Annotated in this window: 24 protein-coding genes and 1 tRNA gene; 7 read left to right on the top strand and 18 right to left on the bottom strand. The window is 59.9% G+C overall.

Annotated features, from left to right (window positions below):
• Positions 1-6: 6 nt before the first annotated feature.
• The 6 genes from AOA62_RS18720 (at position 7) to pstB (ending at position 10,650) form a co-directional block, all read left to right on the top strand.
• A complete protein-coding gene (locus AOA62_RS18720; protein ID WP_256592412.1) occupies positions 7-1,695 on the top strand; it encodes a ShlB/FhaC/HecB family hemolysin secretion/activation protein in 1,689 nt (562 codons plus the stop codon).
• Positions 1,696-1,842: 147 nt separating this feature from the next.
• Positions 1,843-6,762: a hemagglutinin repeat-containing protein gene (locus tag AOA62_RS18715; RefSeq protein WP_099549397.1), complete on the top strand. Its 4,920-nt coding sequence runs from the start codon at positions 1,843-1,845 to the stop codon at positions 6,760-6,762.
• A gap of 172 nt (positions 6,763-6,934) precedes the next feature.
• Positions 6,935-7,951: a phosphate ABC transporter substrate-binding protein PstS gene (gene pstS / locus AOA62_RS18710; protein ID WP_017139136.1), complete on the top strand. Its 1,017-nt coding sequence runs from the start codon at positions 6,935-6,937 to the stop codon at positions 7,949-7,951.
• A gap of 55 nt (positions 7,952-8,006) precedes the next feature.
• The gene (pstC, locus tag AOA62_RS18705; RefSeq protein WP_017139135.1) at positions 8,007-9,002 is read left to right on the top strand and encodes a phosphate ABC transporter permease subunit PstC; all 996 of its coding nucleotides are present in this window, start codon (positions 8,007-8,009) and stop codon (positions 9,000-9,002) included.
• Positions 8,999-9,871 carry a phosphate ABC transporter permease PstA gene (pstA, locus tag AOA62_RS18700; protein ID WP_017139134.1) on the top strand — a complete coding sequence of 291 codons (873 nt, stop codon included), beginning with the start codon at positions 8,999-9,001 and terminating at the stop codon, positions 9,869-9,871. Before pstC ends, pstA begins: the two co-directional genes overlap by 4 nt.
• On the top strand, positions 9,871-10,650 hold the full coding sequence (gene pstB, locus AOA62_RS18695) for a phosphate ABC transporter ATP-binding protein PstB (RefSeq protein WP_017139133.1): 780 nt from the start codon (positions 9,871-9,873) through the stop codon (positions 10,648-10,650). The genes pstA and pstB overlap by 1 nt, the downstream gene beginning before the upstream one ends.
• A 118-nt stretch (positions 10,651-10,768) precedes the next feature.
• Here the strand turns inward: pstB and AOA62_RS18690 are convergent.
• The 18 genes from AOA62_RS18690 to AOA62_RS18605 all read right to left on the bottom strand — a co-directional run bounded on the left by AOA62_RS18690 (position 10,769) and on the right by AOA62_RS18605 (position 24,504).
• A tRNA-Lys gene (locus AOA62_RS18690) sits at positions 10,769-10,844 on the bottom strand.
• Positions 10,845-10,907: 63 nt separating this feature from the next.
• Complete coding sequence (gene queC / locus AOA62_RS18685) at positions 10,908-11,585, bottom strand: 7-cyano-7-deazaguanine synthase QueC (RefSeq protein WP_099549396.1); 678 nt, start codon at positions 11,583-11,585, stop codon at positions 10,908-10,910.
• 1 nt (position 11,586) lies between these two features.
• Complete coding sequence (gene queE, locus AOA62_RS18680) at positions 11,587-12,234, bottom strand: 7-carboxy-7-deazaguanine synthase QueE (protein WP_017139819.1); 648 nt, start codon at positions 12,232-12,234, stop codon at positions 11,587-11,589.
• A gap of 164 nt (positions 12,235-12,398) precedes the next feature.
• On the bottom strand, positions 12,399-13,232 hold the full coding sequence (gene ybgF, locus AOA62_RS18675; protein ID WP_017139818.1) for a tol-pal system protein YbgF: 834 nt from the start codon (positions 13,230-13,232) through the stop codon (positions 12,399-12,401).
• 6 nt (positions 13,233-13,238) lie between these two features.
• Complete coding sequence (gene pal / locus AOA62_RS18670) at positions 13,239-13,739, bottom strand: peptidoglycan-associated lipoprotein Pal (protein ID WP_003193861.1); 501 nt, start codon at positions 13,737-13,739, stop codon at positions 13,239-13,241.
• A gap of 55 nt (positions 13,740-13,794) precedes the next feature.
• Entirely contained in the window at positions 13,795-15,075 is a 1,281-nt protein-coding gene (gene tolB, locus AOA62_RS18665; protein ID WP_032865998.1) for a Tol-Pal system beta propeller repeat protein TolB, read from the bottom strand.
• 17 nt (positions 15,076-15,092) lie between these two features.
• Positions 15,093-16,166: a cell envelope integrity protein TolA gene (tolA, locus tag AOA62_RS18660; RefSeq protein ID WP_017139816.1), complete on the bottom strand. Its 1,074-nt coding sequence runs from the start codon at positions 16,164-16,166 to the stop codon at positions 15,093-15,095.
• On the bottom strand, positions 16,166-16,618 hold the full coding sequence (tolR, locus tag AOA62_RS18655; RefSeq protein ID WP_161630238.1) for a protein TolR: 453 nt from the start codon (positions 16,616-16,618) through the stop codon (positions 16,166-16,168). Before tolR ends, tolA begins: the two co-directional genes overlap by 1 nt.
• Before the next feature lie 23 nt (positions 16,619-16,641).
• A complete protein-coding gene (tolQ, locus tag AOA62_RS18650; protein ID WP_003209819.1) occupies positions 16,642-17,337 on the bottom strand; it encodes a protein TolQ in 696 nt (231 codons plus the stop codon).
• 1 nt (position 17,338) lies between these two features.
• Positions 17,339-17,794, bottom strand: coding sequence for a tol-pal system-associated acyl-CoA thioesterase (ybgC, locus tag AOA62_RS18645; protein ID WP_015885610.1), 456 nt, complete (start codon positions 17,792-17,794; stop codon positions 17,339-17,341).
• Between the two features lie 139 nt (positions 17,795-17,933).
• A complete protein-coding gene (ruvB, locus tag AOA62_RS18640; protein ID WP_017139814.1) occupies positions 17,934-18,992 on the bottom strand; it encodes a Holliday junction branch migration DNA helicase RuvB in 1,059 nt (352 codons plus the stop codon).
• Positions 18,993-19,604: a Holliday junction branch migration protein RuvA gene (gene ruvA / locus AOA62_RS18635; RefSeq protein WP_017139813.1), complete on the bottom strand. Its 612-nt coding sequence runs from the start codon at positions 19,602-19,604 to the stop codon at positions 18,993-18,995. It abuts the gene before it with no gap.
• Between the two features lie 67 nt (positions 19,605-19,671).
• Complete coding sequence (gene ruvC / locus AOA62_RS18630; RefSeq protein ID WP_024077147.1) at positions 19,672-20,196, bottom strand: crossover junction endodeoxyribonuclease RuvC; 525 nt, start codon at positions 20,194-20,196, stop codon at positions 19,672-19,674.
• A 155-nt stretch (positions 20,197-20,351) separates the two neighbouring features.
• Positions 20,352-21,098, bottom strand: coding sequence for a YebC/PmpR family DNA-binding transcriptional regulator (locus AOA62_RS18625; protein ID WP_017139810.1), 747 nt, complete (start codon positions 21,096-21,098; stop codon positions 20,352-20,354).
• 136 nt (positions 21,099-21,234) lie between these two features.
• Positions 21,235-23,010, bottom strand: a complete 1,776-nt coding sequence (aspS, locus tag AOA62_RS18620) for an aspartate--tRNA ligase (protein WP_099549395.1) — start codon at positions 23,008-23,010, stop codon at positions 21,235-21,237.
• Between the two features lie 107 nt (positions 23,011-23,117).
• Complete coding sequence (locus AOA62_RS18615) at positions 23,118-23,339, bottom strand: FmdB family zinc ribbon protein (RefSeq protein ID WP_017139808.1); 222 nt, start codon at positions 23,337-23,339, stop codon at positions 23,118-23,120.
• Between the two features lie 168 nt (positions 23,340-23,507).
• Positions 23,508-23,849, bottom strand: coding sequence for a ribbon-helix-helix domain-containing protein (locus AOA62_RS18610; RefSeq protein WP_099549394.1), 342 nt, complete (start codon positions 23,847-23,849; stop codon positions 23,508-23,510).
• 181 nt (positions 23,850-24,030) lie between these two features.
• Positions 24,031-24,504, bottom strand: a complete 474-nt coding sequence (locus AOA62_RS18605; RefSeq protein WP_003193874.1) for a Dps family protein — start codon at positions 24,502-24,504, stop codon at positions 24,031-24,033.
• Between the two features lie 432 nt (positions 24,505-24,936).
• Between AOA62_RS18605 and AOA62_RS32590 the strand changes: the two genes are divergently transcribed.
• Entirely contained in the window at positions 24,937-25,539 is a 603-nt protein-coding gene (locus AOA62_RS32590; RefSeq protein ID WP_003193875.1) for a cold-shock protein, read from the top strand.
• Positions 25,540-25,599 lie beyond the last annotated feature (60 nt).

Genomic DNA, 25,599 nt, shown 5'->3' with positions numbered 1-25,599 from the left:
AAACGCTTGTGCCATCTCCACCCATTGGGTATCGCCCTGCTCTGCGTGTGCGCGCTGCCCGCGTCCGCCGCCGACGGCCCGCAGCCAGGCCAGGAAGCCCTGCGTTTGCAGCAACAGCAGCAGCGCGACCTGCAGCAATTACAGCTGGAGCAACGCCAGCGCCAGCTCCAGAAAGGCAGCTTCGGCACACCGACGGCCGCCCCCACTGTGCCAGCAGACAATGTCAAAGATGAACGCTGCTGGCCGCTGAGCGGCACACGCCTGGCCGGTGTCACGCTGTTCAGCAGGGCCGAGCTAAATAAACACATCGAGCCCTATGTCGCCCCGTGCATGGGCGTCACCCAGATCAACCGCCTGCTGGCCGAGATCACTCGCCTGTACGTCGAGGCCGGTTATATCGCCAGCCGCCCGTACCTGATCAGCACCCCGGCTGCCGGGCAACCGCTGGATATCCATGTCGAAGAAGGCTACCTGGAAGCCATCGAACTGGCCGACCAAAGCTTGCCCGTGTCCCTGGCCGGCGCCTTCCCCGGGCTGCTCGGCAAGCCACTGAACCTGCGCGACCTGGAGCAAGGCCTGGACCAGCTCAACCGCCTGCGCTCGGTGGACCTCACCGCGGATATCGCCCCTGGCCGTGAACCTGGTGCCTCGCGCATCATCCTGCGTTCGCGCAGTAGCGCCTCACGTTGGGGGCTGGGCCTGGGAGTGGATAACCTTGGCAGCGCCGGCACCGGCCGTGATCGCAACGCCATCAGCCTGAGCCTGGACAGCCCGCTGCAGCTCAACGATTCACTCAACCTGAGCTTCAGCGACACGCTCAACCACGGCCCGCGTTACAGCCGCAGCAACAGCCTGTTTTATTCGATCCCCTACGGCTACTGGACCTACAGCCTGTTCGCCAGCCATGCCGAATACCGCTCACCGCTCAAGGTCAGCAACACCACGCTGTACAACAGCGGCCGTACCGATCAGATCAGCCTGCGCACCGACCGCGTGTTGTGGCGCGACCAGGGCCATCAACTCAGCGCCAACCTGCAACTGGCCTACAAGGACGTCGACAGCTACCTGCAAAAGGTCCGCTTGGGCATCCAGAGCCCAACGCTGAGCGTGGCCGAGGCCGGTTTGAACCTGTTCTGGCTCAACAGCGCGGTGTGGAACCTGGACGTCAATTACGCCCAGGGCCTGACCTGGTTCGGCGCTGATCGCGACGCTGACCAAGTGCAGAAAAACCTGCCCCAGGCGCAGTTTCACAAATACCGCGCCAACCTCACTCAATGGCGCAACGGCCAATGGCGCACGCAACCCTGGCAGTGGCAGAGCCAGCTGTCTGCGCAATACAGCCCGGACCGTTTGCCTGCCATTGAGCAACTGCTGGGCACCGACGATTCGGCTGTGCGTGGCTACCGCGAAAACAGTGCCTCGGGCGCCATCGGTGCGGTGTGGCGCAACACCTTGCGCCTGCCGCTCAACAGCGACCTTCCGGTAAAAATCACCCCGCGCCTGGGCCTGGACAACGGTTGGGTCAAGCGCGAACACGGCGCCCCGGGCCAACGCCTGAGCGGCGCGAGTGCCGGGCTCAACCTGAGCTGGAAGAACGTGCAGCTCGACGTCGATTACCAACGCAATTTGCACACGCCAACAGGCTTTGGCCAGGAGCCGGAGGTCTGGCTGACGCGCCTTAGCTTGCAGATATGAGTGTGCAGATATGAGCGTGCAGATATGAGCGTGCAGATTTAAACCAACACCCGATTAGCCTGAAACAACCGCCGTACCTGACCACCCCAGTAGCGTTGCAACGAACAACGCACGAGGCGGCTCAGCCAACATAGAGCGAACTTACTTATGCCGACTGACACCCACACGTTTCACCTTTCACCCCAGGGCAAACTGCGCTGGGCCATCGCCAGCCTGTTCCTGCTGCCGCAACTGGTACTGGCCGCCGGCATCACCGTGGTCGAAGGGCCTGGCGGGATACCGCAACTGCAAAACCAGCAGGGCGTGCCCATCGTCAATATCGTCGCGCCGAATGCCGGCGGCCTGTCCCATAACCAGTTCCTGGATTACAACGTCGACCGCCAGGGCGTGGTGCTGAACAACGCCCTGCAGGCCGGCCAGTCGCAACTCGCCGGGCAACTGGCGGCGAACCCGCAGTTCCAGGGCCAGGCGGCGAGCGTGATCCTCAACGAAGTGATCAGCCGCAACGCCTCGACCTTAAACGGCGCCCAAGAGATTTTCGGTAAGGCGGCCGATTATGTGTTGGCCAACCCCAACGGTATTTCGGTGAATGGCGGGAGCTTCATCAACACCCCGAACGCCAACCTGGTGGTGGGCCGCCCCGAACTCAATGACGGCAAGCTGCAAGCCTTGGACACCCGCGACGCAAGCGGCCAACTGACGGTGCACGGCCAAGGCCTGCAAAACCGCGCGGGCTCGATCAACCTGATCGCGCCGCGCATCGACAGCGACGGGCGCTTGAGTGCCCGCGATCAACTGAACCTCACCGCAGGCCGCAACCAGGTCGACTTCGCCAGTGGGCAAGTGCGCCAGGTCGACCCCGCCAGCAAGACCCAGGACCAGCGCATCGACGCCAGCCTGTTTGGGGCGATGCAGGCCGGACGCATCAACATCATCAGCACGGCCGAAGGTGCTGGCGTGCGCGTAGGCGCGGTGCAGGTGGAAGGTCGTGACGGGGTCAACGTCAGCTCGGCCGGCGACCTCGACATCAGCGGCCAGGTCCACGCCAACAGCCTGGACGCCACCCGTGCCGGCGTGCGAAGCCAGCATGGCGATGTGGACTTGCACAGCGCCAAGGATTTGAACCTGGCCGCCACCGACGTCAGTGGGCGCAACGTCAAGCTCGACGCCGGTCGCAACCTGACCCTCAGTAGCCTGGAAAGCCGCAAACTCCAGGAAAAACGTGAACAGTGGGACAACAGCAACTTCCTGTTCACCTACGAAACCTACGACCGCACCACCACTGATAAAGACTCGCGCCAGCACGGTAACAAGGTCGTAGCGCAGCAGGATGCAACGCTGTCTTCCGGCGCCAAGGCCGAGATCAAGGCCAGCCAAGTCGAAGCGGGCAATGCCTTACGTGTCAACAGCGGCGCCGACCTGCTGGTGAACGCCGCGACTGAAACCCATGAAACCCGCGATCAGGGCAACCATCGCAAACATCTGTGGAAAGCCAACTGGGATAAATCTTCCAGCGAGCAACGCAGCGTCACCAGCAGCCTCAAGGCCGGCAAAACGCTGGAGCTGACCAGCCAGCAGAAACTGCAATTGCAAGGCGCCGAACTGAAAACACCCGGCGATATTCAATTGGCCGGCCGCCAAGTGGAGATCAGCAGCGCCAGCCGCACCCAGGTAAGCCGCGACAACGCTTACTCCGGCGACCTGACCGGCGGCAGCTTCTTTGGCAAGAGCGGCGACGGCGACAAGGGCAAAACCTTGAACACCGGCAGCAAGGTCAACGCCGACGGCAAACTGCTCGTCGAGGCCGACGACGTGCGCATCAGCGGCAGCCAGGCGCGTGGCGGCAAGCAGGCCAGCGTGATCAGCGACAAAGGCTCGCTGGTGATCGACGGCGTAAAAGACACCTCCCACGACAATAGCTACAGCAACGACAGCAAGTTCTTCGGCATTTCCAAGGATGAAAGCCGCAAGCAACTCAAGGACAGCACTGTCGTGGCCAGCAACCTGCGCTCGGACAGCAACCTCAAGCTGCAAAGCGCCAAGGACATTCAAGTCAGTGGCTCTCAGGTGTCGGCCGCCGGTAATTTACAGGCGGACGCCAAGGGTGATATCAAGATCGCTTCGGCTGACAACACCACACACGACACCACCACCACTCACACCCGTGGTTTCGATGGCTACGCCAAGGAAAACGCCGAAGGCACCCGCCAGTACCGCGCTGGCGTGAGCTTTGAGGACCAGCAGCAAACCAGCAAGACCGACACCACAAAACAACAAGCTTCCAGCCTCAGCGGCGCCAGCGTGGCGGTCACCGCCGATGGCAATGTGAGCATCAAGGGTTCCGGCGTCCAAGCCACCCGGGGCGATGCAATTTTGAGCGGCAAAAACGTCGAGTTGCTGGCGACCGATAACAGCACGCGCAACACCACCGACAAAACCACCACCGGCGGTGGCGTGTACTACACCGGCGGTCTGGACAAGGCTGGCAACGGCGCACAGTTCAGCCATCAAAGCAGCCACGACAACAGCAGCAACACCACCGCGCAAACCAGCAACGTGGCAGCGGCTGGCAAACTGACCATCAACGCCGGCAACACCCTCACCAGCCAGGGCGCGCAGGTCAAGGCAGGCTCCGAATTGCAGGTCAACGCCGGCACCGTCGATAACCAGGCGGCGCACAACAGCCAGACCAGTACCCACAAGGAAAACGGTTGGACCGCCGATGTCGGCGTCAATGTCGAATACAAAGGCATCACCCGACCAATCGAAAAAGCCGTCGAAGGTGTGGCCCAGGCCAAATTCCATCAACCCGGTTTGCTCGATGCTTTCGAGCAGCCGAATGTCGGGCTGGACGTGGAAGTCGGTCACACCAACAAGACCCGCACCCAGCAGGACAGCACGGCGGTGGTCAGCCAGTTCAGTGGCGCCACGGTGCAGGTCGATGTCGCCGGTAAGTTGCAGGATGAAGGCACTCAGTACCGCGCCACCGATGGCGGGCTGAAGATCGATGCCGGCGAGCATATCGCCAGCGCCGCAGCCAACACCCACAGCAGCAGCGAACAAAGCGTGGACGCCAAGGCAGGCGTGCGGGTCTACACCACCACCGGTGAAGACGTGAACGTGCGCGGCAGCGGCGCAGGCGGCAGCAGCGATGTGCGCGAAGCCAGCAGCACGGCGGTGGTCGGCAGCTACGCGGGCACTCAGGGCGTGAACATCACGGCCAAGTCCGATGCGCGTTACGCGGGCAGCCAGTTCAACGGTGGCCAGGCGGGCGTCAACCTCAAGGCCGGTGGCGAGTTGGCGCTTGATCAGGCCAGCGACACGCAAAGCACATCCAGCAACAGCCTGCGCGGTAATGGTTCATTGACCGTGGGCACCGCACCGGGCACCAACGGTACCAACGTCAACCTCGGTGCTGGTGTGCAACTGGATAACAAGCAGCTGGCCACCCAAGACAGCCAGGCGCGGGTCGCGACGCTTCAAGGCAGCGGGCCGATCCAGCTCAGCAGCGGCGCCGACATGACCCTGCAAGGCACGCAGATCGCCAGCAACGGTGATATCAGCCTGAATGCCGGCGGCAAGCTGGACCTGCAAGCGGCCACCAATACGCATGTCAGCAATGGCAGCAACCTCGGCGGCGGCCTGAGCGTCGGTGCCGGAAAAACCAGTGGCGCCGACAGCAGCGCCAAGACTGGCAGCCTGAGTGCCAACTTCAATATCGGCAAGGTGGCGGAAAACGATCAGGGCGTGGTTGTCGGGCAGTTGCACAGCAAGGGCAACGTGAGCCTCTCCAGCGCCGATGATCTCCATCTGCAAGGTACGCAGATTGCCGCCAAAACGGTCACCCTCGATGCGCAAAACGGCGGCATCCTGCAAGAGTCGGCGCAATCCACCCAGGCTCACAACAGCTGGGGCGTGACCCTCGGCGCGGGTGGCAGCGGCGGTAAAACAACACGGGTCGACGCCGGTGAACACGACACACCCAAGACCCAGCTGGGCATCAATGCCCGCGCCAAGGTCGATGTGGACCACGTGCAAGGCACCACCCAGCACGACAGCCTGATCAAGGCCGATAGCGTAGCCATCAACAGTGCCGGTGATACCCATCTGGCGGGTGCGCGGATAGAGGCGGATCAGGTCAGCGGCAACGTCGGCGGGGATCTTGTGGTCGAGAGCCGCAAAGATCACGTCAGCAGCACTAAGGTCAACGTCGACGCCAAGCTTGATGTCGAAAAAAACCAACCCGGCGTGGTCAACAAGCTCGCCAAGACCACCGGCCCGCTCAAGGACAAGGTGCAAGCCAAGGCCGAGGGCGCGTTCGACAAGCATCGGGAGAAGTTGGAAAACGCCGTCGACAAAGGCACCGAGCACCTCGCTTCGGCCAAGGACAGCGTGATCAACGCCAAGGAGCGCCTGGGCGAAAAGCTCAGCCGCAGTGGCAGCTACGAGGTGAATCCTGAACCCCGTGGCGCCTTTGGCACCCGCGTGGACCAGGCCAAGACCTACCTCGCGGACAAGAAAGATGCACTGGGCACGCGCCTGTCCAGCTTCAAGGACAAAGTCTGGCCAAAAACCAGCGACAGCTACACCGTCAGCGGCAAGGACACCGCCGGCAGCAAGGTGGCCGATACCGCGCAAAACGTACTGTTCGGTGACAAGAGCGGCAACACCAGCTACACGCCGACGCTGAACCTGGACGTCAGCCACGTGGTGAAAGACAGCGTTAATCAGGCCTCGGGCATTCGCGGTGCTCAGGGCGTAAACCTTGAAGTGGCTGGCGACACACGGCTGACTGGCGCGCGGATCAGCGCCGAAAGCGGCAAGGTTGAGTTGGGCGGTTCCAAAGTGACGGCGACGACGTTGGCAGGCAGCGACTATCGCGCCGATGTCGGGCTGAACCTGTCGAAATCGCCGGTCAACCTGGCGCTGGGCGCCAAGGACGAACTGACCCAGAAACAGGACGACGCCACACGCAAGGATCAGGCTTTCAACCTTGGGCCGCTGCGGGTCGGCGGGCACAGTGACCAGCAGGAATTACAGGCGGGGATTGACCAGAAAGGCAGCTAAGTAGCATCGCCTGGGTGACAGCAGCCATGCTCGCTGCCACCCAGGCAAACATTTCTAAATGTTTCTTCATAAAGCCAAACCGTCATTAAACAGCAACATATCAGGAATTAAATCGTCACGTCTTAGACAGGTGGGCCTACCCACTTACCCCTTACCTTGAGGTGTTGTCGTGATGTTGCCGACTAAAAAAAGTCTGTCTGTATTGTTGAGCGCCCTGTGCCTGAGCGGCATGGCCCACGCCACCGACGTTACCGGTGCCGGCTCCAGCTTCGTCTACCCGGTGCTGTCCAAGTGGTCGCAGGACTACAGCAAGAACTCCAGCAACCGCATCAACTATCAGTCGATCGGCTCCGGCGGCGGCATCGCCCAGATCAAGGCAGCCACCGTTGACTTCGGCGCCTCTGACGCACCACTGTCGGCCGACGATCTCAAAGCCGGCGGCCTGGGTCAGTTTCCCAGCGTGATCGGCGGCATCGTGCCGGTGATGAATGTCGAAGGCGTGGCCGCAGGCCAGCTGAAACTCGACGGCGACACCCTGGCAAAGATCTTCCTCGGTGACATCAAGGCCTGGAACGACCCCGCCATCGCCGCGCTCAACCCTGGTGTGAAGTTGCCAAGCGCAAACATCACCGTGGTGCACCGTTCGGACGGCTCCGGCACCTCGTATAACTTCACCAACTACCTGGCCAAAGTCAGCGACAGCTGGAAAACCAAGATTGGTTTCGGCACTACCGTACCGTGGCCGGTCGGTGTGGGCGGCAAGGGCAACGAGGGCGTTTCGGCCTACGTGAAGCAGATCAAGAACTCGATCGGCTTTGTGGAATACGCCTACGCCCTGCAGAACAAAATGACCTTTGCCTCACTGAAGAACGCGTCCGGCAAGTTCGTCGAGCCTAACGCCAAGGCGTTCCAGGCCGCCGCCGACACCGCCGACTGGGCCAGTGCCAAAGACTTCAACCTGATCATGACCAACGCCCCAGGTGAAGGCGCATGGCCGATCACGGCCACCACCTGGATCATCATGTACAAGCAGCCCAAGAATGCCGAGCAAAGCCAGGCGGCGTTCAACTTCTTCAAGTGGTCGCTGGAAAAAGGCCAGGAACAGGCTGCGGCCCTGGACTACGTCGCATTGCCGGGCTCCCTGGTGTCGCGAATCGAAGATTACTGGAAGTCTGACTTCGCCCACTGATTCGCCCTACGACCGCCTTCCTCGATAACTGAGGAAGGCGCTGAGCACCTCTGATATGAACGACACGGTCCACACCCTGGTTATGACTACTCACGCGAGCGACACCGGGGGCGACCGCCGCGCCGCCCGCGATCAACGCCACGACCTGTGGTTCAAACGCTCGATGTTCGGTGCCGCCATGCTGGTACTGGCGCTGCTGGGCGCCATTGCCGCCTCGACCCTGTGGGGCGGCGGGCTGGCGTTCAAGACGTTTGGTTTCGGTTTCATCACCAGCACCGAGTGGGATGCCGTCAATAACCACTTTGGTGCCGTGGTGCCGATTTACGGCACCTTGGTCACCTCCTTTCTCGCCTTGCTGATTGCCGTTCCGGTGAGTTTCGGCATCGCGATTTTTCTGACTGAAGTTGCACCGCCCTGGCTGAAAATGCCGGTGGCCTCGGCGATTGAGCTGCTGGCCGGTATCCCGTCGATCATCTATGGCATGTGGGGTTTGTTTGTGTTCGGGCCTTTCATGGCCGAACACCTGTCGCCGTTGATCAATGACTACCTGGGCGCCCTGCCCTTTGTTGGCTCGCTGTTCCAGGGGCCGCCACTGGGAATCGGCATGCTCACCGCCGGCATTGTGCTGGCGGTGATGATCATGCCGTTTATCACCTCGGTGATGCATGAGGTGTTTCGCAGCGTGCCCACGCAGTTGAAAGAATCCGCCTACGCCTTGGGCAGCACGACGTGGGAAGTGGTGTGGGACATTGTTCTGCCTTACACCCGCTCGGCGGTGGTCGGCGGTATCTTCCTCGGCCTGGGCCGCGCCCTTGGCGAGACCATGGCGGTGACCTTCGTATTGGGTAACGCACAACAGTTTTCCGCCTCGTTGCTGATGCCCAGCAGTTCCATCGCCTCGGTCATCGCCAACGAATTCAGCGAGGCCTACACCGACCTGCATCGCTCTGCGCTGATTGCCTTGGGTTTCCTGCTGTTTATCGTGACCTTCGTCGTGCTCGCGCTCGCGCGACTGCTGCTGATGCGCCTGTCGCGCAAGGAAGGGTTATGAACGCCAACGAACGCCTGTATCGCAAACGCGCATTTAAAAATGGCGTGGCCATGTTCCTCAGTTGCGGCGCCACCGCCTTTGGCTTGCTGTGGCTGACGTGGATTCTGCTGACCACCATTATCAACGGGTTCCAGGCCCTGAACCTGCGCCTGTTTACCCAGATGACCCCACCGCCCGGCACCGAGGGCGGCCTGGCCAATGCGTTTTATGGCAGCGCGTTGATGTCGGGTATCGCGTTGCTGATCGGTACGCCCATCGGGCTGATGGCCGGCATCTGGCTGGCAGAGTTCGCACGCCACTCGCGCCTGGGGACTACGGTGCGTTTCATCAATGACATCCTGCTGTCCGCCCCCTCGATTGTGCTGGGTTTGTTCATCTACACCGGGGTCATCCTGCCGCTGAACCTGCTGACCAATCATCAGGTCGGCTTCTCTGCCATCGCCGGTGCGCTGGCGCTAGCGCTGCTGGTGATTCCGGTGGTGGTGCGCACCACCGATGAAATGCTCCAGCTACAACCCTCCACCATGCGCGAGGCGGCCCTGGCACTCGGTGTACCGCAGTGGAAGCTGACGCTGCAAATCGTGCTGCGGGCGGCCAAGGCCGGCGTAGTCACCGGCATCCTGCTTGCCCTGGCGCGCATCACCGGGGAAACCGCGCCGCTGCTGTTCACCGCCTTTGGCAATCAGTTCTGGAGCAGCAACCTGCTCAAGCCGATCGCCAGCGTGCCCGTGGTTATTTTTCAATACGCCATGAGCCCGTTCGACGACTGGCATGCACTCGCCTGGGCTGGCGCCCTGGTCCTGACATTGTTCGTGCTGGTACTCAGCCTGGCATCCCGCCTGATTCTTTTACGCAATAGGTCTCACTGATGGACGCCACCGGCATTGCTCCCGACAAAACCAAAATCCAGGTGCGTGGGTTGGAGTTCTTCTACAACAACCAACGCTCGCTCAAATCCATCAACATGGATATTCCGGAAAAGCGCATTACCGCCATCATCGGGCCTTCGGGCTGCGGCAAGTCCACCATGCTGCGGGTGTTCAACCGCATCTACTCGATGTACCCCAAGCAGGAAGCGCGCGGCGAAGTGCTGCTCAACGGCGAAAACATCCTCGCCCCCGGCTACTCGATGAACCGCCTGCGCAGCCACGTAGGCATGGTGTTCCAGAAGCCGGTGCCGTTTCCGATGTCGATCTACGACAACATCGCCTACGCAGTGCGTCACCACGAAAAACTCTCGCGCCGCGAAATGAACGACCGCGTCGAACAGGCCCTGCGCGGCGGTGCGCTGTGGGATGAAGTCAAAGACAAACTCAACCAGAGCGCCCAGAGCCTCTCCGGCGGCCAGCAACAACGGCTGTGCATCGCCCGCACCATCGCGCTGCGCCCGCAGGTGCTGCTACTGGACGAACCAACCTCCGCCCTCGACCCGATTTCCACCGGGCGTATCGAACAGTTGATTACGGAATTGAAGGCGCAGTACACGGTGATCATCGTGACCCACAACATGCAACAGGCCGCGCGGGTTTCGGACAGCACCGCGTTTATGTTCATGGGGGAATTGATTGAGCATGGCAAGACCGATCAGATCTTTACCACGCCGAAGATGAAGCAGACGGAGGACTATATTACGGGGCGGTTTGGCTAAGGCCGGGCAACGAGCCGTCTCTTGGAGGCGGTTTTTTACCAGCGCCAAATTGCAGGCAAAAAAAAACCCGGAAATCCTCACTTACGTGGGCCTTCCGGATTTTCTAAACCGCCAAAAATGGTGGGTCGTGTGGGATTCGAACCTACGACCAATTGGTTAAAAGCCAACTGCTCTACCAACTGAGCTAACGACCCGCTGTGTGGTGGCGCGTATAATACTGATTTCTAAGGATTATTCAACACCTTATTTTAAATAAATCAGAAATAACGCGTTGGGTCCGCAATTGCGGCGTTTTTGAAGCCTTCTGCTCGCAGTCTGCAAGCGTCACATTTCCCACAGGCACGACCGGAATCGTCTGCCTGGTAGCAGGAAACTGTCAGCGCGTAATCGACGCCCAGTCCTACGCCAGCCTTCACGATGTCTGCCTTGCTCATGTTCTGCAGCGGCGCCTGAATGCGGAATCCCTGCCCTTCCACTCCGGCCTTGGTCGCCAGGTTGGCCATGCGTTCGAATGCCTCGACGTATTCCGGACGGCAGTCCGGGTAGCCGTTGTAGTCGAGGGCATTAACACCAATGAAGATGTCGCGGGCTTTCAATACTTCGGCCCAGCCAAGCGCGAGGGACAGGAATACGGTGTTGCGCGCCGGCACGTAGGTCAACGGAATGCCTTCGCTGGGCGCTTCAGGCACATTGATGCTGCTGTCCGTCAGGGCCGAGCCGCCGATGCCGTTGAGGTTGAGGCCGATCACCTTGTGCTCGACCACGCCCAGCTCACGGGCAACACGCTCGGCGGCGTGCAGCTCGGCGCGGTGGCGTTGGCCGTAGTCGAAACTCAGGGTGTAGCAGCTGTAGCCTTGGGCGCGGACCATGGCCACCAGCGTGGCGGAATCGAGACCGCCAGAGAGCAGAATGACCGCGCGCTTTTGCTCGGTCATGTCAGCGCCCCGGCTCGTCGTTCCACAGGTATTTGTGCAACTGCAATTGCAGGCGCACCGGCAGGTTGTCCGCCACGACCCAATCGGCCAGGTCGCGGGCGTTGAGGTCATGGTGGCTCGGCGAGAACAACACCTCACCGGCACGGCGGTCGAGGTTGTACTGGATCAGCTTGGAGGCCGCCCAGTCATAGTCATCCCGCGAACAAATCACGAACTTGACCTGATCGTTGGCCGTCAGCAAATCCATGTTGTCGTAGAGGTTGCGGTGCGCTTCCTTGGAACCTGGGGTCTTGAGGTCGACCACCCGACTCACGCGCGCGTCGACCGCGGAGATATCCAGGGCGCCGCTGGTTTCCAGTGAAACCTCATAGCCAGCGTCACACAGCCGCTTGAGCAACGGGATGGCATTCGGCTGGGCCAGGGGCTCACCACCGGTCACACAGACGTAGCGCGGCTTGAAGCCGGCAACCTGCTCGATGATGTCGTCGAGGGTGCGCACGGTGCCGCCACTGAAGGCGTAGGCGCTGTCACAGTATTGGCAACGCAACGGGCAGCCGGTCAACCGTACAAATACGGTAGGCAGGCCAGCGGTACGCGTTTCACCCTGTAACGAGTAAAAAACTTCGGTAATACGTAATGTGTCTTGCATAGTCGCCACGGGCGTAACAGCTAAACAGGCTGTCCGCCTCCGTCAGGCACTTCAAGGAACCCCGCCAACGCGTAGGCCCCAAAAAGCGTGTTTCATAAAAGGGCGTGGATTCTAACGAAAAAACCCGCGCCAGGCGCGGGTTTCTTCTAAACGGGTTGCATCGCTTACAAGCGCTGCAGATCCCGCTGGGCCAACTGGGCTGCGGAGGTACCCGGATATTGGGCAACCACCTGTTGCAAAATGCCTTTGACCTTGTCGGTGTGACCCAGGCGGCGTTCTACATCAGCCAGTTTATACAGCGAGTCAGGCACCTTGGCATGCTTTGGGTACAGCTGGCTGACCTTGGCAAATGCCTGGCCTGCCGCTTGCAAATCACCCTTTGCCAGGTTCACCTCACCCAGCCAGTACTGGGCATTGCCCGCGTATTGGCTGTTAGGGTATTTGCGCAGGAATGCGGTAAAGGCCTGGCTGGCCTTATCGAAATCCTTGGCTTTGATCAGGTCAAAAGCTGCGTCGTAATACAGCTTTTCCTTGGCCGGATCACCCGGTTCGCTGCTGGCAGCAGGCGCTTGGCTAGCCGCTGCGCCTGCTGCTGCACCACCGGCGGCAGCGCTTGGCGCGCCACCGGCAGAAGAATTATCAGGAGTTGCGGCAGGTGTAACACCGGCTCCAATGCGTCGATCAAGATCCTGGTAACGTTCCAGGCCTTCTTGCTTCAGCTGGTTCACTTGGTTCTGCAAGATCTCAATGGTGCCTTGTTGCTGCGACAATTGATCCTGCATACGTTGCAGCTGGTTGAACAGTTCGCCCTGTGCCGAGGGAGCGGCAGTTGCCGGTCCCCCAGCATAGGCGCCGTTCGTGCCATAACCCGCTGGCGGATAACTGCTCCCGCTATTGTTATAGCCAGAGTTGCTATCTTCCACAGGAACCGCAGCCCACACCGCAAGCGGTGCGAGGCTGAGAGCCAATACAGTTAGAGCACGACGGCACGTTCGCATGACGAATTACTTACGCAGTTCGACGCGACGGTTTTGAGCCCACGACTGTTCGTCGTTGCCAGTTGCAACTGGACGCTCTTTACCGTAGGAAACCAGTTCCAGTTGGCCTGGAGCAACACCTTGCAGTACCAGGTAGCGTTGAACGGCTTTCGCACGACGCTCGCCCAGTGCCATGTTGTACTCACGAGTACCACGGGCGTCAGTGTTACCTTCCAGAACAACGCGAGCGCCGTTAGCTTTCAGGTCCTTCGCGTGAACGTCCAGAGCGCGCATGGCTTCTGGCTTCAGGTCAGAACTGTCGTATTCGAAGTAGAAAGTGGTGATAGCGCGCAGAGCAGCTTCTTCGCTCAGGGAGCCGTCAACTGCACCAGTGTTAGCGCCGTAACCAGCGTTTGGATCAACAGCTGCGCCTTCACCGGCATTGTCGCCGCCTTTAGACGAGCAACCAACGGCTACGGACAGAGCCAGAGCCAGAGCAGCAAACTTACCAAACTTCAGCATTTCCATCGTGAAACTCCTAATGAACCCCAGTGTGTTAAGCAATTCTTTTTGTAGCGCCGCGTCAGTTCAGGTAAGGGGACCAGGATGGTTCTCTGACTTCGCCTTGTGCGGTAGGAAGCGGGAGCCTTACGCGTCCATTAATGGACACGAGCATCAAGACTCCCCGGCCCTGCTGGCGGGTGGCGTAGATTACCATGGTGCCGTTGGGCGCAACAGTGGCTGACTCATCAAGGTTGGTATCTGTGAGGATTTTTACCGTTCCACGCTGCAAATCCTGGGCCGCAACCCGGAAATTAGTGAAACCATCCTGACGGTGAATCATCACCAACGTCTTTTCATCGGCCGAAAGCTTAGGGTTGGCATTGTAGTTACCAATAAAGGTCACGCGTTCCGCGCCACCGCCACCTACGCTTGTTTTGTAGATTTGAGGCTTGCCGCCACGGTCGGAGGTGAAGTAGATGGTCGAGCCATCCTTACCCCAGAACGGTTCGGTATTGATGCCCGGGCCACTGGTTACACGGCTGATCTGCCGCGAAGCCATGTTCATCACGTAAATGTCCGGGTTGCCGTCCTTGGACAGTACGAACGCCAGGCGCGAACCATCCGGCGACCACGCAGGGGCACCGTTGAGGCCTTCAAAGTTGGTGATCTGCTCACGACGACCGGTGTCGATGTGCTGCACGAAAATGCGCGGGCGGCGCTGTTCGAACGACACATAGGCAATACGCTTGCCGTCCGGCGCGAAGCGCGGCGACAGGATTGGCTCACGCGACTGCAGCAAGGTCACGGCGCGGGCACCGTCGTAGTCCGAACGCTGCAAGGTGTAACGCGTGTTGTCTACGGAGAAACGCTCAGCCGTTACATAAAGCAGACGTGTCGAGAACGCACCCTTGATACCGGTGAGTTTTTCAAACGACTGGTCCGAGATGTAGTGCGCCATGTCCCGCAGTTGTTCGGCGGTGCCCGATACGCTGCCGGTCAAGACCTGCTGCTCGGTGGCCACGTTGAACAACGTGTACTGGATTTGCAGGCGACCGCCGGCCGGCGTAATGCTGCCGACCATCAGGTACTGGGCGCCTACCGCTTTCCAGTCACGGAAAATGACTTCGCTGGCCTGGGTCGGCTGGCTGATCATGTTGCCTTTTGGAATAGGCGCGTAGTAGCCGGAGTTGCGCAGGTCGTCGCTGACGATCTGGGCCATGTCGTCCGGCAGCACGCTGCCGCCCTGCCAACCGAACGGCACTACCGCGATCGGGGTGGCCCGATCGCTACCGCTGGTGACCAGAATGTTCTTTTCATCCGCCGCCGCTATCCCTGCCATACAGCAAATAACGACAAGCATTCCTCGAAGAAGGTTTCTCACAAGGCTAGATCCTCAGGTGTGAATGTCATCTTGAATGAACGATAGGGAGCGAAGTCGCTTGGTTTCATTCCCTGCATCTCGGTCAACCGGCCAATGTTCTTGACCGCGGCAACCGCCGAACTGTCGAACGAACCGTCACCACTGGACTTGGACACGCTGACCGAAGTCACCGTACCGTCCGGCAACATGCCGATCTGCAGCACTACTGTCATGCCTTTACGTGCCGAAGGTGGACGTGTCCAACCTTCCGCTGCCCGTGCCCGAATCAGGTCGTCGAAACTGCCCGCGACTTCATCGCCACGTTCATCGGCCAAGGCTTGCTGACGCTGCGGCGTGTCGGAGAGCAAATCTGCCAAGGCCTGGGCCTTTTTCTCTTCGGCGGATTTACGCGCTGCTTCCTGGGCCTTTTTCTTGCTGGCGTCGGCGGCAGCTTTCTTCTTCGCGTCGTCGGCGACTTTCTTCTTCGCCTCGTCTGCTTCAGCTTTTTTCTTGGCGTCTTCGGCGGCTTTCTTCTTCGCGTCTTCGACTATCTTCTTCTTGGCGTCTTCAGCGGCCTTTTTCTTGGCCTCTTCTTCGGCAGCTTTTTTGGCTTCTTCTTCAGACTTCTTCTTGGCTATATCAGCCAATTGTTTCTCTTCAGCCTTTTTAGCTTCGGCAGCTTTATCGGCTTTTTTGGCTTCATCAGCCTTTTTGGCCTCGTCAGCTTTCTTGGCTTCGTCAGCCTTTTTCGATTCCTCGGCCTTTTGAGCCGCCTCTTCTTTCTTTTGTTCCGCAGCAGCCTTCACCGCTTCCTGCTCGACCTTCTTCTGTTCCATCTGCTCGACTTCGGTCTGGCGCGCAGCCGACTTCTGGGCCTCACCCGCAATCTTTTGATTGGTCTGGGTGGTGGCCTGACTTTTCGATTTCAGCTGATACAGGGTCGCCTGCACGATCGGCTTGGCTGGCGGCAGGTCCGGGGTCATGGCAAAGCTGACGAACAGCATGCCAAACACCAGGACGTGCAGGGCAATTGCCCAGACGCTAGGCCAGAAGTAGCTTTCCGAGGCGGACGGCTCTCGCTGTTGCTGCATCAGGGCGCCTCGGTAATCAAGCCAACGTTACCCACGCCGGCCTTCTGCAGCCCGCCCATGGCGCCCATGACGGAACCATAGTCGACCACTTTGTCGCCGCGAATGAACACTTGCGTGTGCTTGCCGCCTTCGTTGCCGGACCGGATGATCTTGGTCACGGCGTCCGTCATCTGCGGCAAGGTCATGGCCTTGTCCTGCTGTTTCTGGGTGTCGACTTCGCTGCCAAGGTTCCAGTAATAGGTCTTGTCAGCCTTGATCGAAATGGTCAGGACCTGGGTGTTGTTGTCTTGCGGCAAGGCTTCGCTGGAAACCTTGGGCAGATCAACCTTCACGCCCTGATTGAGCATCGGCGCGGTCACCATGAAGATAACCAGCAGCACCAGCATCACGTCGATGTAAGGCACTACGTTCATCTCGGCGACCGGCTTGCGCTTTTTGCGAGCTCGAGCGATTAAAGCCATTGGAAATTACCTGCTTATTCTTCGCTGGTGTGCACTTTACGGTGCAGGATCGCCTGGAATTCATCGGCGAAGGTGTAGTAACGGCTGATCAAGGTTTCGCCACGAGCGGCAAAACGGTTGTAGGCAATTACTGCGGGAATAGCGGCGAACAGGCCGATCGCGGTGGCGATCAAGGCCTCGGCGATACCCGGGGCCACGGTGGCCAGGGTCGCTTGTTGCGCCTGGGCCAGGCCACGGAAGGAGTTCATGATGCCCCACACGGTACCGAACAGGCCGATGTACGGGCTCACGGAACCGACGGTGGCGAGGAACGGCAAGCTTTGTTCAAGCTTTTCTTCTTCGCGGGAGATGGCAACGCGCATGGCACGGGCCACGCCTTCCATGACCGCTTCCGGGTCAACACCCGGTTGCTGGCGCAGGCGCGAGAATTCCTTGAAACCGGCGCGGAAGATCTGCTCTACGCCCGAATCCGGGTCCGGGTTGCTACCGGCCTGACGGTACAGCTTGGACAGGTCGATACCCGACCAGAAGCGCTCCTCGAAGCTCTCCAGGGCACGTCGACCGGCACGCAGCAGGTTGCTGCGCTGAAAAATCATGACCCAAGAGGTAACCGATGCGGCTACCAGGACCAGCATCACCAGTTGAACCACAACACTGGCATTGCTGACCAGGCTCCACATGGAGGAATGGTCGACGACGGTAGGTTCCACGCTAAATCTCCTGCTTTGATTGTTTACCCGCGCCGCTTACGTCGGCAAAGGCCGCACGTAGAGCTTCGGGAATGGCCCGGGGTTTCAAACTATTGGTGCGCACACAAGCCACCAGGAACTGCCCCTCACAGAGCAGCGTTGCATCCGTTGCCCGCCTGACCTGCTGTTTAAAGCGCAGGCTGACACGGTTCAATTCGATAACTTCAGCGCTGACCAGCAATTCGTCGTCCAGTCGCGCCGGTGCGTGGTAGCGCGCCTCGCTGGAATGCACGACGAATAACAGGTCCTCCCCTGCCAGCTGGGATTGGGCAAAGCCCAGCTCCCGTAGCCGCTCGGTTCGAGCCCGCTCCATGAACTTGAGGTAGTTAACGTAATAAACGATGCCGCCGGCATCGGTGTCCTCGTAATAAACGCGACAGCGATGTGCGAACGACTGATCCCCGTTTTGCGCGCGCATACTCTAGTGCTTACTCCTCAGGTTGCCAATCCGGCTGGGCAACTGTTTTTGCATTCTATTCAGCATTTATAACGACTGAATGACGACACCAGCCACTAGGACAGCACAAACTTCAGATAAATCGTCTGGCGTGGTGTTTTTAATCGTCCACTGCATCGAGGAATTCGTCTACTACAGGCATCTCGCCCAATCGTGACGGAATGTTTAACCCGAAGTGCAAATAGGCGTGGCGCGTGACCACGCGGCCCCTTGGCGTACGCATGATGTAACCCTGTTGGATCAGGTACGGCTCCAGCACATCCTCAATGGTATGGCGCTCCTCACTGATCGCCGCGGCCAGGCTGTCCACACCGACCGGGCCGCCGTCGAACTTCTCGATCATGGTCAAGAGTAGACGTCGATCCTGGTGGTCGAAGCCGTGCTCGTCCACATCCAGCAGGTTCAAGGCCAAATCCGCCACGGCCTTGGTGATATGCCCCTTGGCCCGCACTTCGGCAAAATCGCGCACACGACGCAGCAAGCGATTGGCGATACGCGGCGTACCACGGGCGCGGCGGGCGATTTCGAACGCGCCTTCCGGGTCCAGTGGCAACCCCAGGATGCCCGCCGAACGGCTGACAATCGTCGCAAGATCGGCAGTGCTATAGAACTCTAGACGTTGAACAATGCCGAAACGGTCTCGCAGCGGATTGGTCAGCATCCCGGCGCGTGTGGTGGCGCCGACCAGCGTGAACGGCGGCAGGTCGAGCTTGATCGAGCGGGCCGCCGGGCCTTCACCGATCATGATGTCGAGCTGGAAGTCTTCCATGGCCGGGTACAGCACTTCCTCGACGATCGGCGACAGCCGGTGAATCTCGTCGATAAACAGCACGTCGTGCGGTTCAAGGTTGGTCAACAGCGCGGCCAGGTCACCCGGACGCTCCAGCACCGGGCCGGAGGTGGACTTGATCGACACGCCCATCTCCTGGGCGATGATCATCGCCAGGGTGGTCTTGCCCAGGCCTGGCGGGCCGAAGATCAACGTGTGATCGAGGGACTCGTTGCGCCCACGCGCAGCCTGGATAAACAGCTCCATCTGCTCGCGCACGGTCGGCTGGCCGATATAGTCGGCAAGGCTGACGGGGCGGATGGCGCGGTCCTGGACTTCTTCACGGTCGCGCGGGCCGGTGGCCGCGATCAGACGATCAGCTTCAATCACTTAAATCATTCCCTTCAGGGCTCGGCGGATCATGTCTTCGCTGCTCAGGTTCTTGTCATTGATGGCCGATACGGCTTTGCTCGCCTCCTGGGGCTTGTAGCCCAGGGAGATCAGCGCGCTCACGGCATCGCTTTCGGCACTGGCGACCTGGCCGGCCGGCATGTCCGGCTGATTCGGTACCAGCGCGAACATGTTCGGCACCACTTCCCAGGCCTTGAAACGGTCCTTGAGTTCGACCAGCAGGCGCTCGGCGGTTTTCTTGCCGACACCAGGCACCTTGGTTAACGCTGACGTGTCCTGGGCCGAAACTGCGCGTACCAACTCGTCCACTTCCAGGCTCGACATCAACGCCAGCGCCAGCTTTGGTCCCACGCCATTGAGGCGAATCAGCTCACGGAAGAAGTCGCGGTCGCGCTTGCCAATGAAACCATAGAGCAATTGCGCGTCTTCGCGCACCACCAAATGCGTGTGCAATGTTATCGGCTCACCGATCGACGGCAAGCGATACAAGGTGGTCATGGGCACTTCCAGCTCATACCCCAACCCATTTACATCCAGAATCAGGTGCGGCGGCTGTTTCTCAGCCAGGGTGCCGCGCAAGCGTCCAATCACGGTTCAGATCCTTAAAGCTTGGGGTCAGAGCACGGCCTGACCGGAAATAACGATTGCGCTGATGCTATCAGAGACGCAGCCGCCCGCCACGACTGCGTGCGGTGCCCAGGCCATGCGGCAAGAGGCTGGAACGCGTGTGTGCATGGCAAATGGCAATGGCCAGGGCGTCGGAGGCGTCGATTTGCGGCTTTGAGGTGAGCTTGAGCATGTGCATGACCATCATCTGCACCTGCTCTTTATTCGCCGCGCCGGTGCCGACCACGGCCTGTTTGACCTGGGTCGCGGTGTATTCGGCGATTTCCATGCCCTCCTCCGCACCGGCCACAATAGCAGCGCCACGGGCCTGGCCGAGCTTTAAGGCAGAATCGGCGTTTTTGGCCATGAAGACCTTTTCGATGCCCATGGTGACCGGCCCGTAGGTCTGGATCACTTCACGCACGCCGCGGTACACAATCTGCAGACGCTCGGCCAGTTCGCCCGCGCCGGTACGGATGCAGCCCGAAGCGACATAGACGCAGCCACGCGGGGTGTGTTGCACCACGCCAAAACCGGTGATGCGCGAACCGGGGTCGATACCAAGGATTAAAGTCATAACGCCTGCGGGTTGGGAAAAACATGATTCTTGCGGCCAACAACAATCAAATGTGGGAGCTGGCTTGCCTGCGATGCAGACACTTCGGTATTTCCGTCAAACCGAGGTGATGCTATCGCAGGCAAGCCAGCTCCCACACGCGATTTTCATGGTGCTCAGGTGAGTTGTTCGGCTACGGATTCCGGGATGTCGGCATTCGAGTAGACGTTCTGCACATCATCCAGGTCTTCGAGCATATCCAGCATCTTCAGCACTTTCTGCGCGCCGTCCAGGTCCAGCTCGGCGCTGGTGGTCGGCAACATCACGATTTCTGCGTCGGTGCCTTTGAAACCCGCCGCTTCCAGCGCGTTACGCACGGCGTAGAAGCCGGCAAACGAGGTGAATACGTCGATGGAGCCGTCTTCGTTGGTCACCACATCGTCGGCGTCTGCCTCCATGGCCGCTTCCATCAGGGCGTCTTCATCGGTGCCGGGGGCGAACGTGATCTGCCCCTTGCGCTCGAACAGGTAAGCCACCGAGCCATCAGTACCCAGGTTGCCGCCGCACTTGCTGAAGGCATGGCGCACAGCAGCCGCGGTGCGGTTGCGGTTGTCGGTCATGCACTCAACCATCACCGCCACGCCGCCTGGGCCGTAGCCTTCGTAGCTCAGCTCGACCATGTCGTCGGTATCGGCAGCGCCGGCACCACGGGCCACCGCGCGATCAATGATGTCGCGGCTCATGTTCGCGCCCAAGGCCTTGTCCAGCGCCAGGCGCAGACGCGGGTTGGAACCTGGGTCACCACCGCCTTGACGGGCGGCGACGGTCAGTTCGCGAATCCACTTGGTGAAGATCTTGCCTTTCTTGGCATCCTGACGCTCTTTGCGGTGCTTGATGTTCGCCCACTTGGAATGGCCAGCCATAACACAACTCCGAAATTCTCTAGAAACCTTATCAATCCCGCCCCAGGCAGGAATTCCCTCTTTTAAACGCAAAGGCGCATCCGAAGATGCGCCTTTTTGACTGCGTAAAACCTTATTGCGCTTTCACGCCGCAGCCTTACTCAGCCTTCGGCGTCTCGCGCAGACGGATGTGCAGTTCGCGCAGCGCCTTGGCATCGACCACGCCCGGAGCCTGGGTCATGACGTCCGCAGCACTCTGGGTTTTCGGGAAGGCGATCACTTCGCGGATCGACTGGGCGCCGGTCATCAGCATCACCAGACGGTCCAGGCCAAACGCCAAGCCACCGTGCGGCGGTGCGCCGTACTTCAGGGCGTCGAGCAGGAAGCCGAACTTCTCTTCCTGTTCCGCTTCGTTGATGCCCAACAGGCGGAACACCGCTTGTTGCATCTCTTTGCGGTGGATACGGATCGAACCGCCACCCAGCTCGGTGCCGTTGAGCACCATGTCGTAGGCGCGCGACAGAGCGCCCGCCGGGTTGGCTTCCAGCTCTTCAGGCGAGCACTTCGGCGCGGTGAACGGGTGGTGCAAGGCGCTGAAGCTGCCGTCTTCGTTTTCTTCGAACATCGGGAAGTCGACGACCCACATCGGCGCCCACTTGCAGGTCAGCAGGTCCAGGTCGTGACCGAGCTTGATGCGCAGCGCGCCCAAGGCTTCGCTGACGATCTTGGCCTTGTCGGCACCGAAGAACACGATGTCGCCATCGACTGCACCGACGCGGTCGAGGATCGCGTTCAGGTTGTCCAGCGGGATGTTTTTCACGATCGGCGATTGCAGGCCGTCAACGCCATTGGCGCGCTCGTTAACCTTGATGTACGCCAGGCCTTTGGCACCGTAGATGCCGACGAACTTGGTGTAGTCGTCGATCTGCTTGCGCGGCATGCTCGCGCCGCCAGGCACGCGCAAGGCGGCGATACGGCATTTCGGGTCGTTGGCCGGGCCGCTGAACACCTTGAAGTCGACTTCCTTGAGCTGGTCGGCCACGTCCACCAGTTCCAGCGGGTTACGCAGGTCTGGCTTGTCGGAACCGTAGCGGCGCATGGCTTCTTCGAAGGTCATGTGCGGGAATTCGCCGAATTCCAGGTCCAGCACTTCCTTGAACAGGTTGCGGATCATTTGCTCGGTCAGGCCCATGATCTCTTTTTCATCGAGGAAGCTGGTCTCGATGTCGATCTGGGTGAATTCCGGCTGACGGTCAGCGCGCAGGTCTTCGTCGCGGAAGCACTTGGCGATCTGGTAGTAGCGGTCAAAGCCGGCGACCATCAGCAGTTGCTTGAACAGCTGCGGCGATTGCGGCAATGCGAAGAAGGAACCGGCGTGGGTACGGCTCGGCACCAGGTAGTCACGCGCACCTTCCGGGGTGGCCCGGGTCAGGATCGGCGTTTCGACGTCGAGGAAGCCGTTTTCGTCGAGGAAGCGGCGGATGCTGGTGGTCATGCGCGAACGCAGGCGCAGCTTCTCGGCCATTTCCGGACGACGCAGGTCCAGGAAACGGTAGCGCAGGCGGGTTTCTTCGCCCACGTCGGAGTATTCGTTGAGTGGGAACGGCGGGGGTTCCGACTCGTTCAGCACTTCCAGCTCATAGCCCAGCACTTCGATGGCGCCGGAGGCCATGTTGGCGTTTACAGCACCGGCCGGGCGTAGACGCACCTTGCCGGTGATTTTAACGACGTATTCGCTGCGCACGCGGTCGGCGGCGGCGAAGCTCTCGGCGCGGTCCGGGTCGAACACCACTTGGGCCAGACCATCACGATCACGGATATCGAGGAAGATCCCCCCGCCGTGGTCGCGGCGACGGTGAACCCATCCGCAAAGGGTGATTTCCTGACCATCCAGGGTCTCGTTCAGTTGGCCGCAATAGTGGCTGCGCATCATGGTAGTGGTTTCACTTCTCGTAATTCGAAATTCGGTGGAGGCTCGCCTTGTCACCGTACAGTTAAGCAGGGGACGGATAATGCAGGAGCCTGCGCGTAGAGTTCAACTCAGTCTGCTTTGTCGCCGCCCGCCAGATTCTTCTTGGCGCCGGTCTTGAAGTCGGTCTCATACCAGCCGCCGCCGCTCAGGCGGAAGCCCGGCATGGACAACATCTTCTTCAGCTCAGGTGCCTGGCAGGCAGGGCAATCGACCAGCGGCGCAGCGCTGATCTTCTGAATGGCTTCCAACTGATGACCACAGGAAGCACATTGATAATCGTACATGGGCATGGAGATGTCTCGGCGATCAGATCGTAACTGCGCCACGCCCACCCTGTGGATAAGCCAGGGGCGCGCAGCAAAGCGCGGGATTATATCTGGTAAATCGACACAGCGCAGCCGGCTTTCTGCCCGAAGCCTGGCCCGCCTTGACGGTGGGCCTGCTTCGCAACCGGCGGTTTAATCCTGGCCCGTGGCGCTGGCACGATCTTTTAATACGTGGACCACGCACACCACCCGTACCAACCCGCTGAAGTTCTTCACTCCCCCGTAACGCAAATGCACTTCCCGATCGACATACGACAGCAACGCGCTGACTGAACAGGCATTGATCCTGGCTATCTCCGTGAGGATATTCCAGTAGATCTGCTCAAGACGCAGGCAGGTGGAAAACCCATTGAGCCTGACCGACCGGGACAATGGCTTGGCCAGTCCCATGTCGAACCCTTTGGCAAAGGGGTCGACCTTTATCTTGTGAAAACCGGCGGTTTCCATCACTCCATTACCCACTCCGCGTGACATACACCTGACACTCCATTGCCAAACAGCAGCCCATGGGTTTCTCCCATTGGGCAGTGGGCCTATAAAACAGCAGGGCGAGAGGGGCAGCCAGAAGACGCGGATTGGAAAGTTGTAGGACAACGGCAGGAAATGCGGAGAAACAAGCGAGCGGCGCCGGGAAGGCGCCGCTCAGGGGGTGTCTTTACTGGTTTTCAAGCAACGAACGCAGCATCCACGCGGTTTTCTCGTGAACCTGCATGCGCTGGGTCAACAGGTCGGCGGTCGGCTCATCGCTCACCTTGTCGAGCAGTGGGAAAATACCGCGCGCGGTGCGGGTGACGGCTTCCTGGCCGGCCACCAGTTGCTTGATCATCTCTTCGGCGCTGGGCACGCCCTCTTCTTCCTTGATCGAAGACAGCCGGGCATAGATCGAATAGGCACCCGGCGCCGGGAAGCCCAGGGCGCGGATACGCTCGGCAATGGAGTCCACCGCCAGCGCGAGTTCGTTGTACTGCTCCTCGAACATCAAGTGCAGCGTACGAAACATGGGACCCGTGACGTTCCAGTGGAAGTTGTGGGTTTTCAAATACAGTACATAGGTATCGGACAGCAGCCGTGAAAGCCCATCGACGATGGATTTACGATCTTCTTCACTGATACCAATATCGATTGCCATGTTTTTCCCCTTCAATTGACGAACATTCATTGATCAGGTGCAGGACCACTCTAGCAAGAGTGCCGGCGGTGTGCAGCCCGACACAGGCAGACAGCGTGCGACATATCGCCCCTCTCCACGGCGGTGCCTATGAGCGACGGGCCAACCTTTGTAACGAGTCGGAAAACTTTAAAATTACCGCTCGCAAACCCTGCCACTGTCTAGGACAAGGGTTTGACGCAGAAATGCCTTTGCCCTTGCAACGCCCCGAAATGCTTGATTTGAGTAGGCACAGCCTTTGCTGTTAAATAGGCGGCGTGTGGTTACCGTTCATTTCTGCGGTACGCCACATAGGCTGATACCCGCGCACGTGCTCAACGCCTCCCATTGTTCAGAAGCGAACCGTGCCAGTCAGCTCTTCCTTGTGATCCGTCTTAACGTGAGTTAATCAAAATGTTGAAAATCGTCCACCTCCTGACGGGCGTTGCAGCGTTGCTGCTGTCCTTTATTCCGAGTCTGCAGCCTGAAAGCCTGCCGTACCTGGAACAACACGACGCCCTGTACCTGGCCTTGTTCGGCCTTCTTAACCTGACGCTCGCACCGGTAATCCCTTACTGGAACAAAGGCACGCGTCATCAACTGCAAAACCTGGTCAGCGCGCTGTTGGTACTGACCGTTGTCGTGCAAACCCTCACCCTCCTGGCACCTATGCCTGAAGTGGGCGGCCACCCGGCCATCCTGCTCAGCCTGGTGATTGCTGTGGTCGCCATCGTTCTTCACCTGGCCATCAGCTTCTACCGTTCGTCGCCTGCCGCGGCGTCGCAAAACTACGACATGACCAACCGGGATACCGGGACCGTCAAGTGGTTCAACACCTCCAAAGGCTTCGGCTTTATTTCCCGCGATTCGGGCGACGATATCTTCGTCCACTTCCGGGCCATCCGTGGCGAAGGCCATCGCGTCCTGGTCGAAGGCCAGCGCGTGGAGTTCTCCGTCATGAACCGCGACAAAGGCCTGCAAGCCGAAGACGTGATTGCGGCCTTGCCGCGTCGCTGATTCCTACCCGCAGCGCATAAAAAAACCGCGATCCGGCTGAGCTGGATCGCGGTTTTTTAT

This window comes from Pseudomonas sp. 2995-3 (genome assembly GCF_002742565.1).
Taxonomy (GTDB): domain Bacteria; phylum Pseudomonadota; class Gammaproteobacteria; order Pseudomonadales; family Pseudomonadaceae; genus Aquipseudomonas; species Aquipseudomonas edaphica.
The sequence above is the reverse complement of the archived record's forward strand: the minus strand, read 5'-3'. Positions and strand labels throughout refer to the sequence as shown.

Coding starts and splice junctions, on each gene's coding strand:
- AOA62_RS18715 (WP_099549397.1), top strand. CDS start 1,843: ATGCCGACTGACACCCACACGTTTCACCTTTCACCCCAGGGCAAACTG.
- pstS (WP_017139136.1), top strand. CDS start 6,935: ATGTTGCCGACTAAAAAAAGTCTGTCTGTATTGTTGAGCGCCCTGTGC.
- pstC (WP_017139135.1), top strand. CDS start 8,007: ATGAACGACACGGTCCACACCCTGGTTATGACTACTCACGCGAGCGAC.
- pstA (WP_017139134.1), top strand. CDS start 8,999: ATGAACGCCAACGAACGCCTGTATCGCAAACGCGCATTTAAAAATGGC.
- pstB (WP_017139133.1), top strand. CDS start 9,871: ATGGACGCCACCGGCATTGCTCCCGACAAAACCAAAATCCAGGTGCGT.
- queC (WP_099549396.1), bottom strand. CDS start 11,585: ATGACCGAGCAAAAGCGCGCGGTCATTCTGCTCTCTGGCGGTCTCGAT.
- queE (WP_017139819.1), bottom strand. CDS start 12,234: ATGCAAGACACATTACGTATTACCGAAGTTTTTTACTCGTTACAGGGT.
- ybgF (WP_017139818.1), bottom strand. CDS start 13,232: ATGCGAACGTGCCGTCGTGCTCTAACTGTATTGGCTCTCAGCCTCGCA.
- pal (WP_003193861.1), bottom strand. CDS start 13,739: ATGGAAATGCTGAAGTTTGGTAAGTTTGCTGCTCTGGCTCTGGCTCTG.
- tolB (WP_032865998.1), bottom strand. CDS start 15,075: ATGCTTGTCGTTATTTGCTGTATGGCAGGGATAGCGGCGGCGGATGAA.
- tolA (WP_017139816.1), bottom strand. CDS start 16,166: ATGCAGCAACAGCGAGAGCCGTCCGCCTCGGAAAGCTACTTCTGGCCT.
- ybgC (WP_015885610.1), bottom strand. CDS start 17,794: ATGCGCGCGCAAAACGGGGATCAGTCGTTCGCACATCGCTGTCGCGTT.
- ruvC (WP_024077147.1), bottom strand. CDS start 20,196: ATGACTTTAATCCTTGGTATCGACCCCGGTTCGCGCATCACCGGTTTT.
- AOA62_RS18625 (WP_017139810.1), bottom strand. CDS start 21,098: ATGGCTGGCCATTCCAAGTGGGCGAACATCAAGCACCGCAAAGAGCGT.
- aspS (WP_099549395.1), bottom strand. CDS start 23,010: ATGATGCGCAGCCACTATTGCGGCCAACTGAACGAGACCCTGGATGGT.
- AOA62_RS18615 (WP_017139808.1), bottom strand. CDS start 23,339: ATGCCCATGTACGATTATCAATGTGCTTCCTGTGGTCATCAGTTGGAA.
- AOA62_RS18610 (WP_099549394.1), bottom strand. CDS start 23,849: ATGTCACGCGGAGTGGGTAATGGAGTGATGGAAACCGCCGGTTTTCAC.
- AOA62_RS18605 (WP_003193874.1), bottom strand. CDS start 24,504: ATGGCAATCGATATTGGTATCAGTGAAGAAGATCGTAAATCCATCGTC.
- AOA62_RS32590 (WP_003193875.1), top strand. CDS start 24,937: ATGTTGAAAATCGTCCACCTCCTGACGGGCGTTGCAGCGTTGCTGCTG.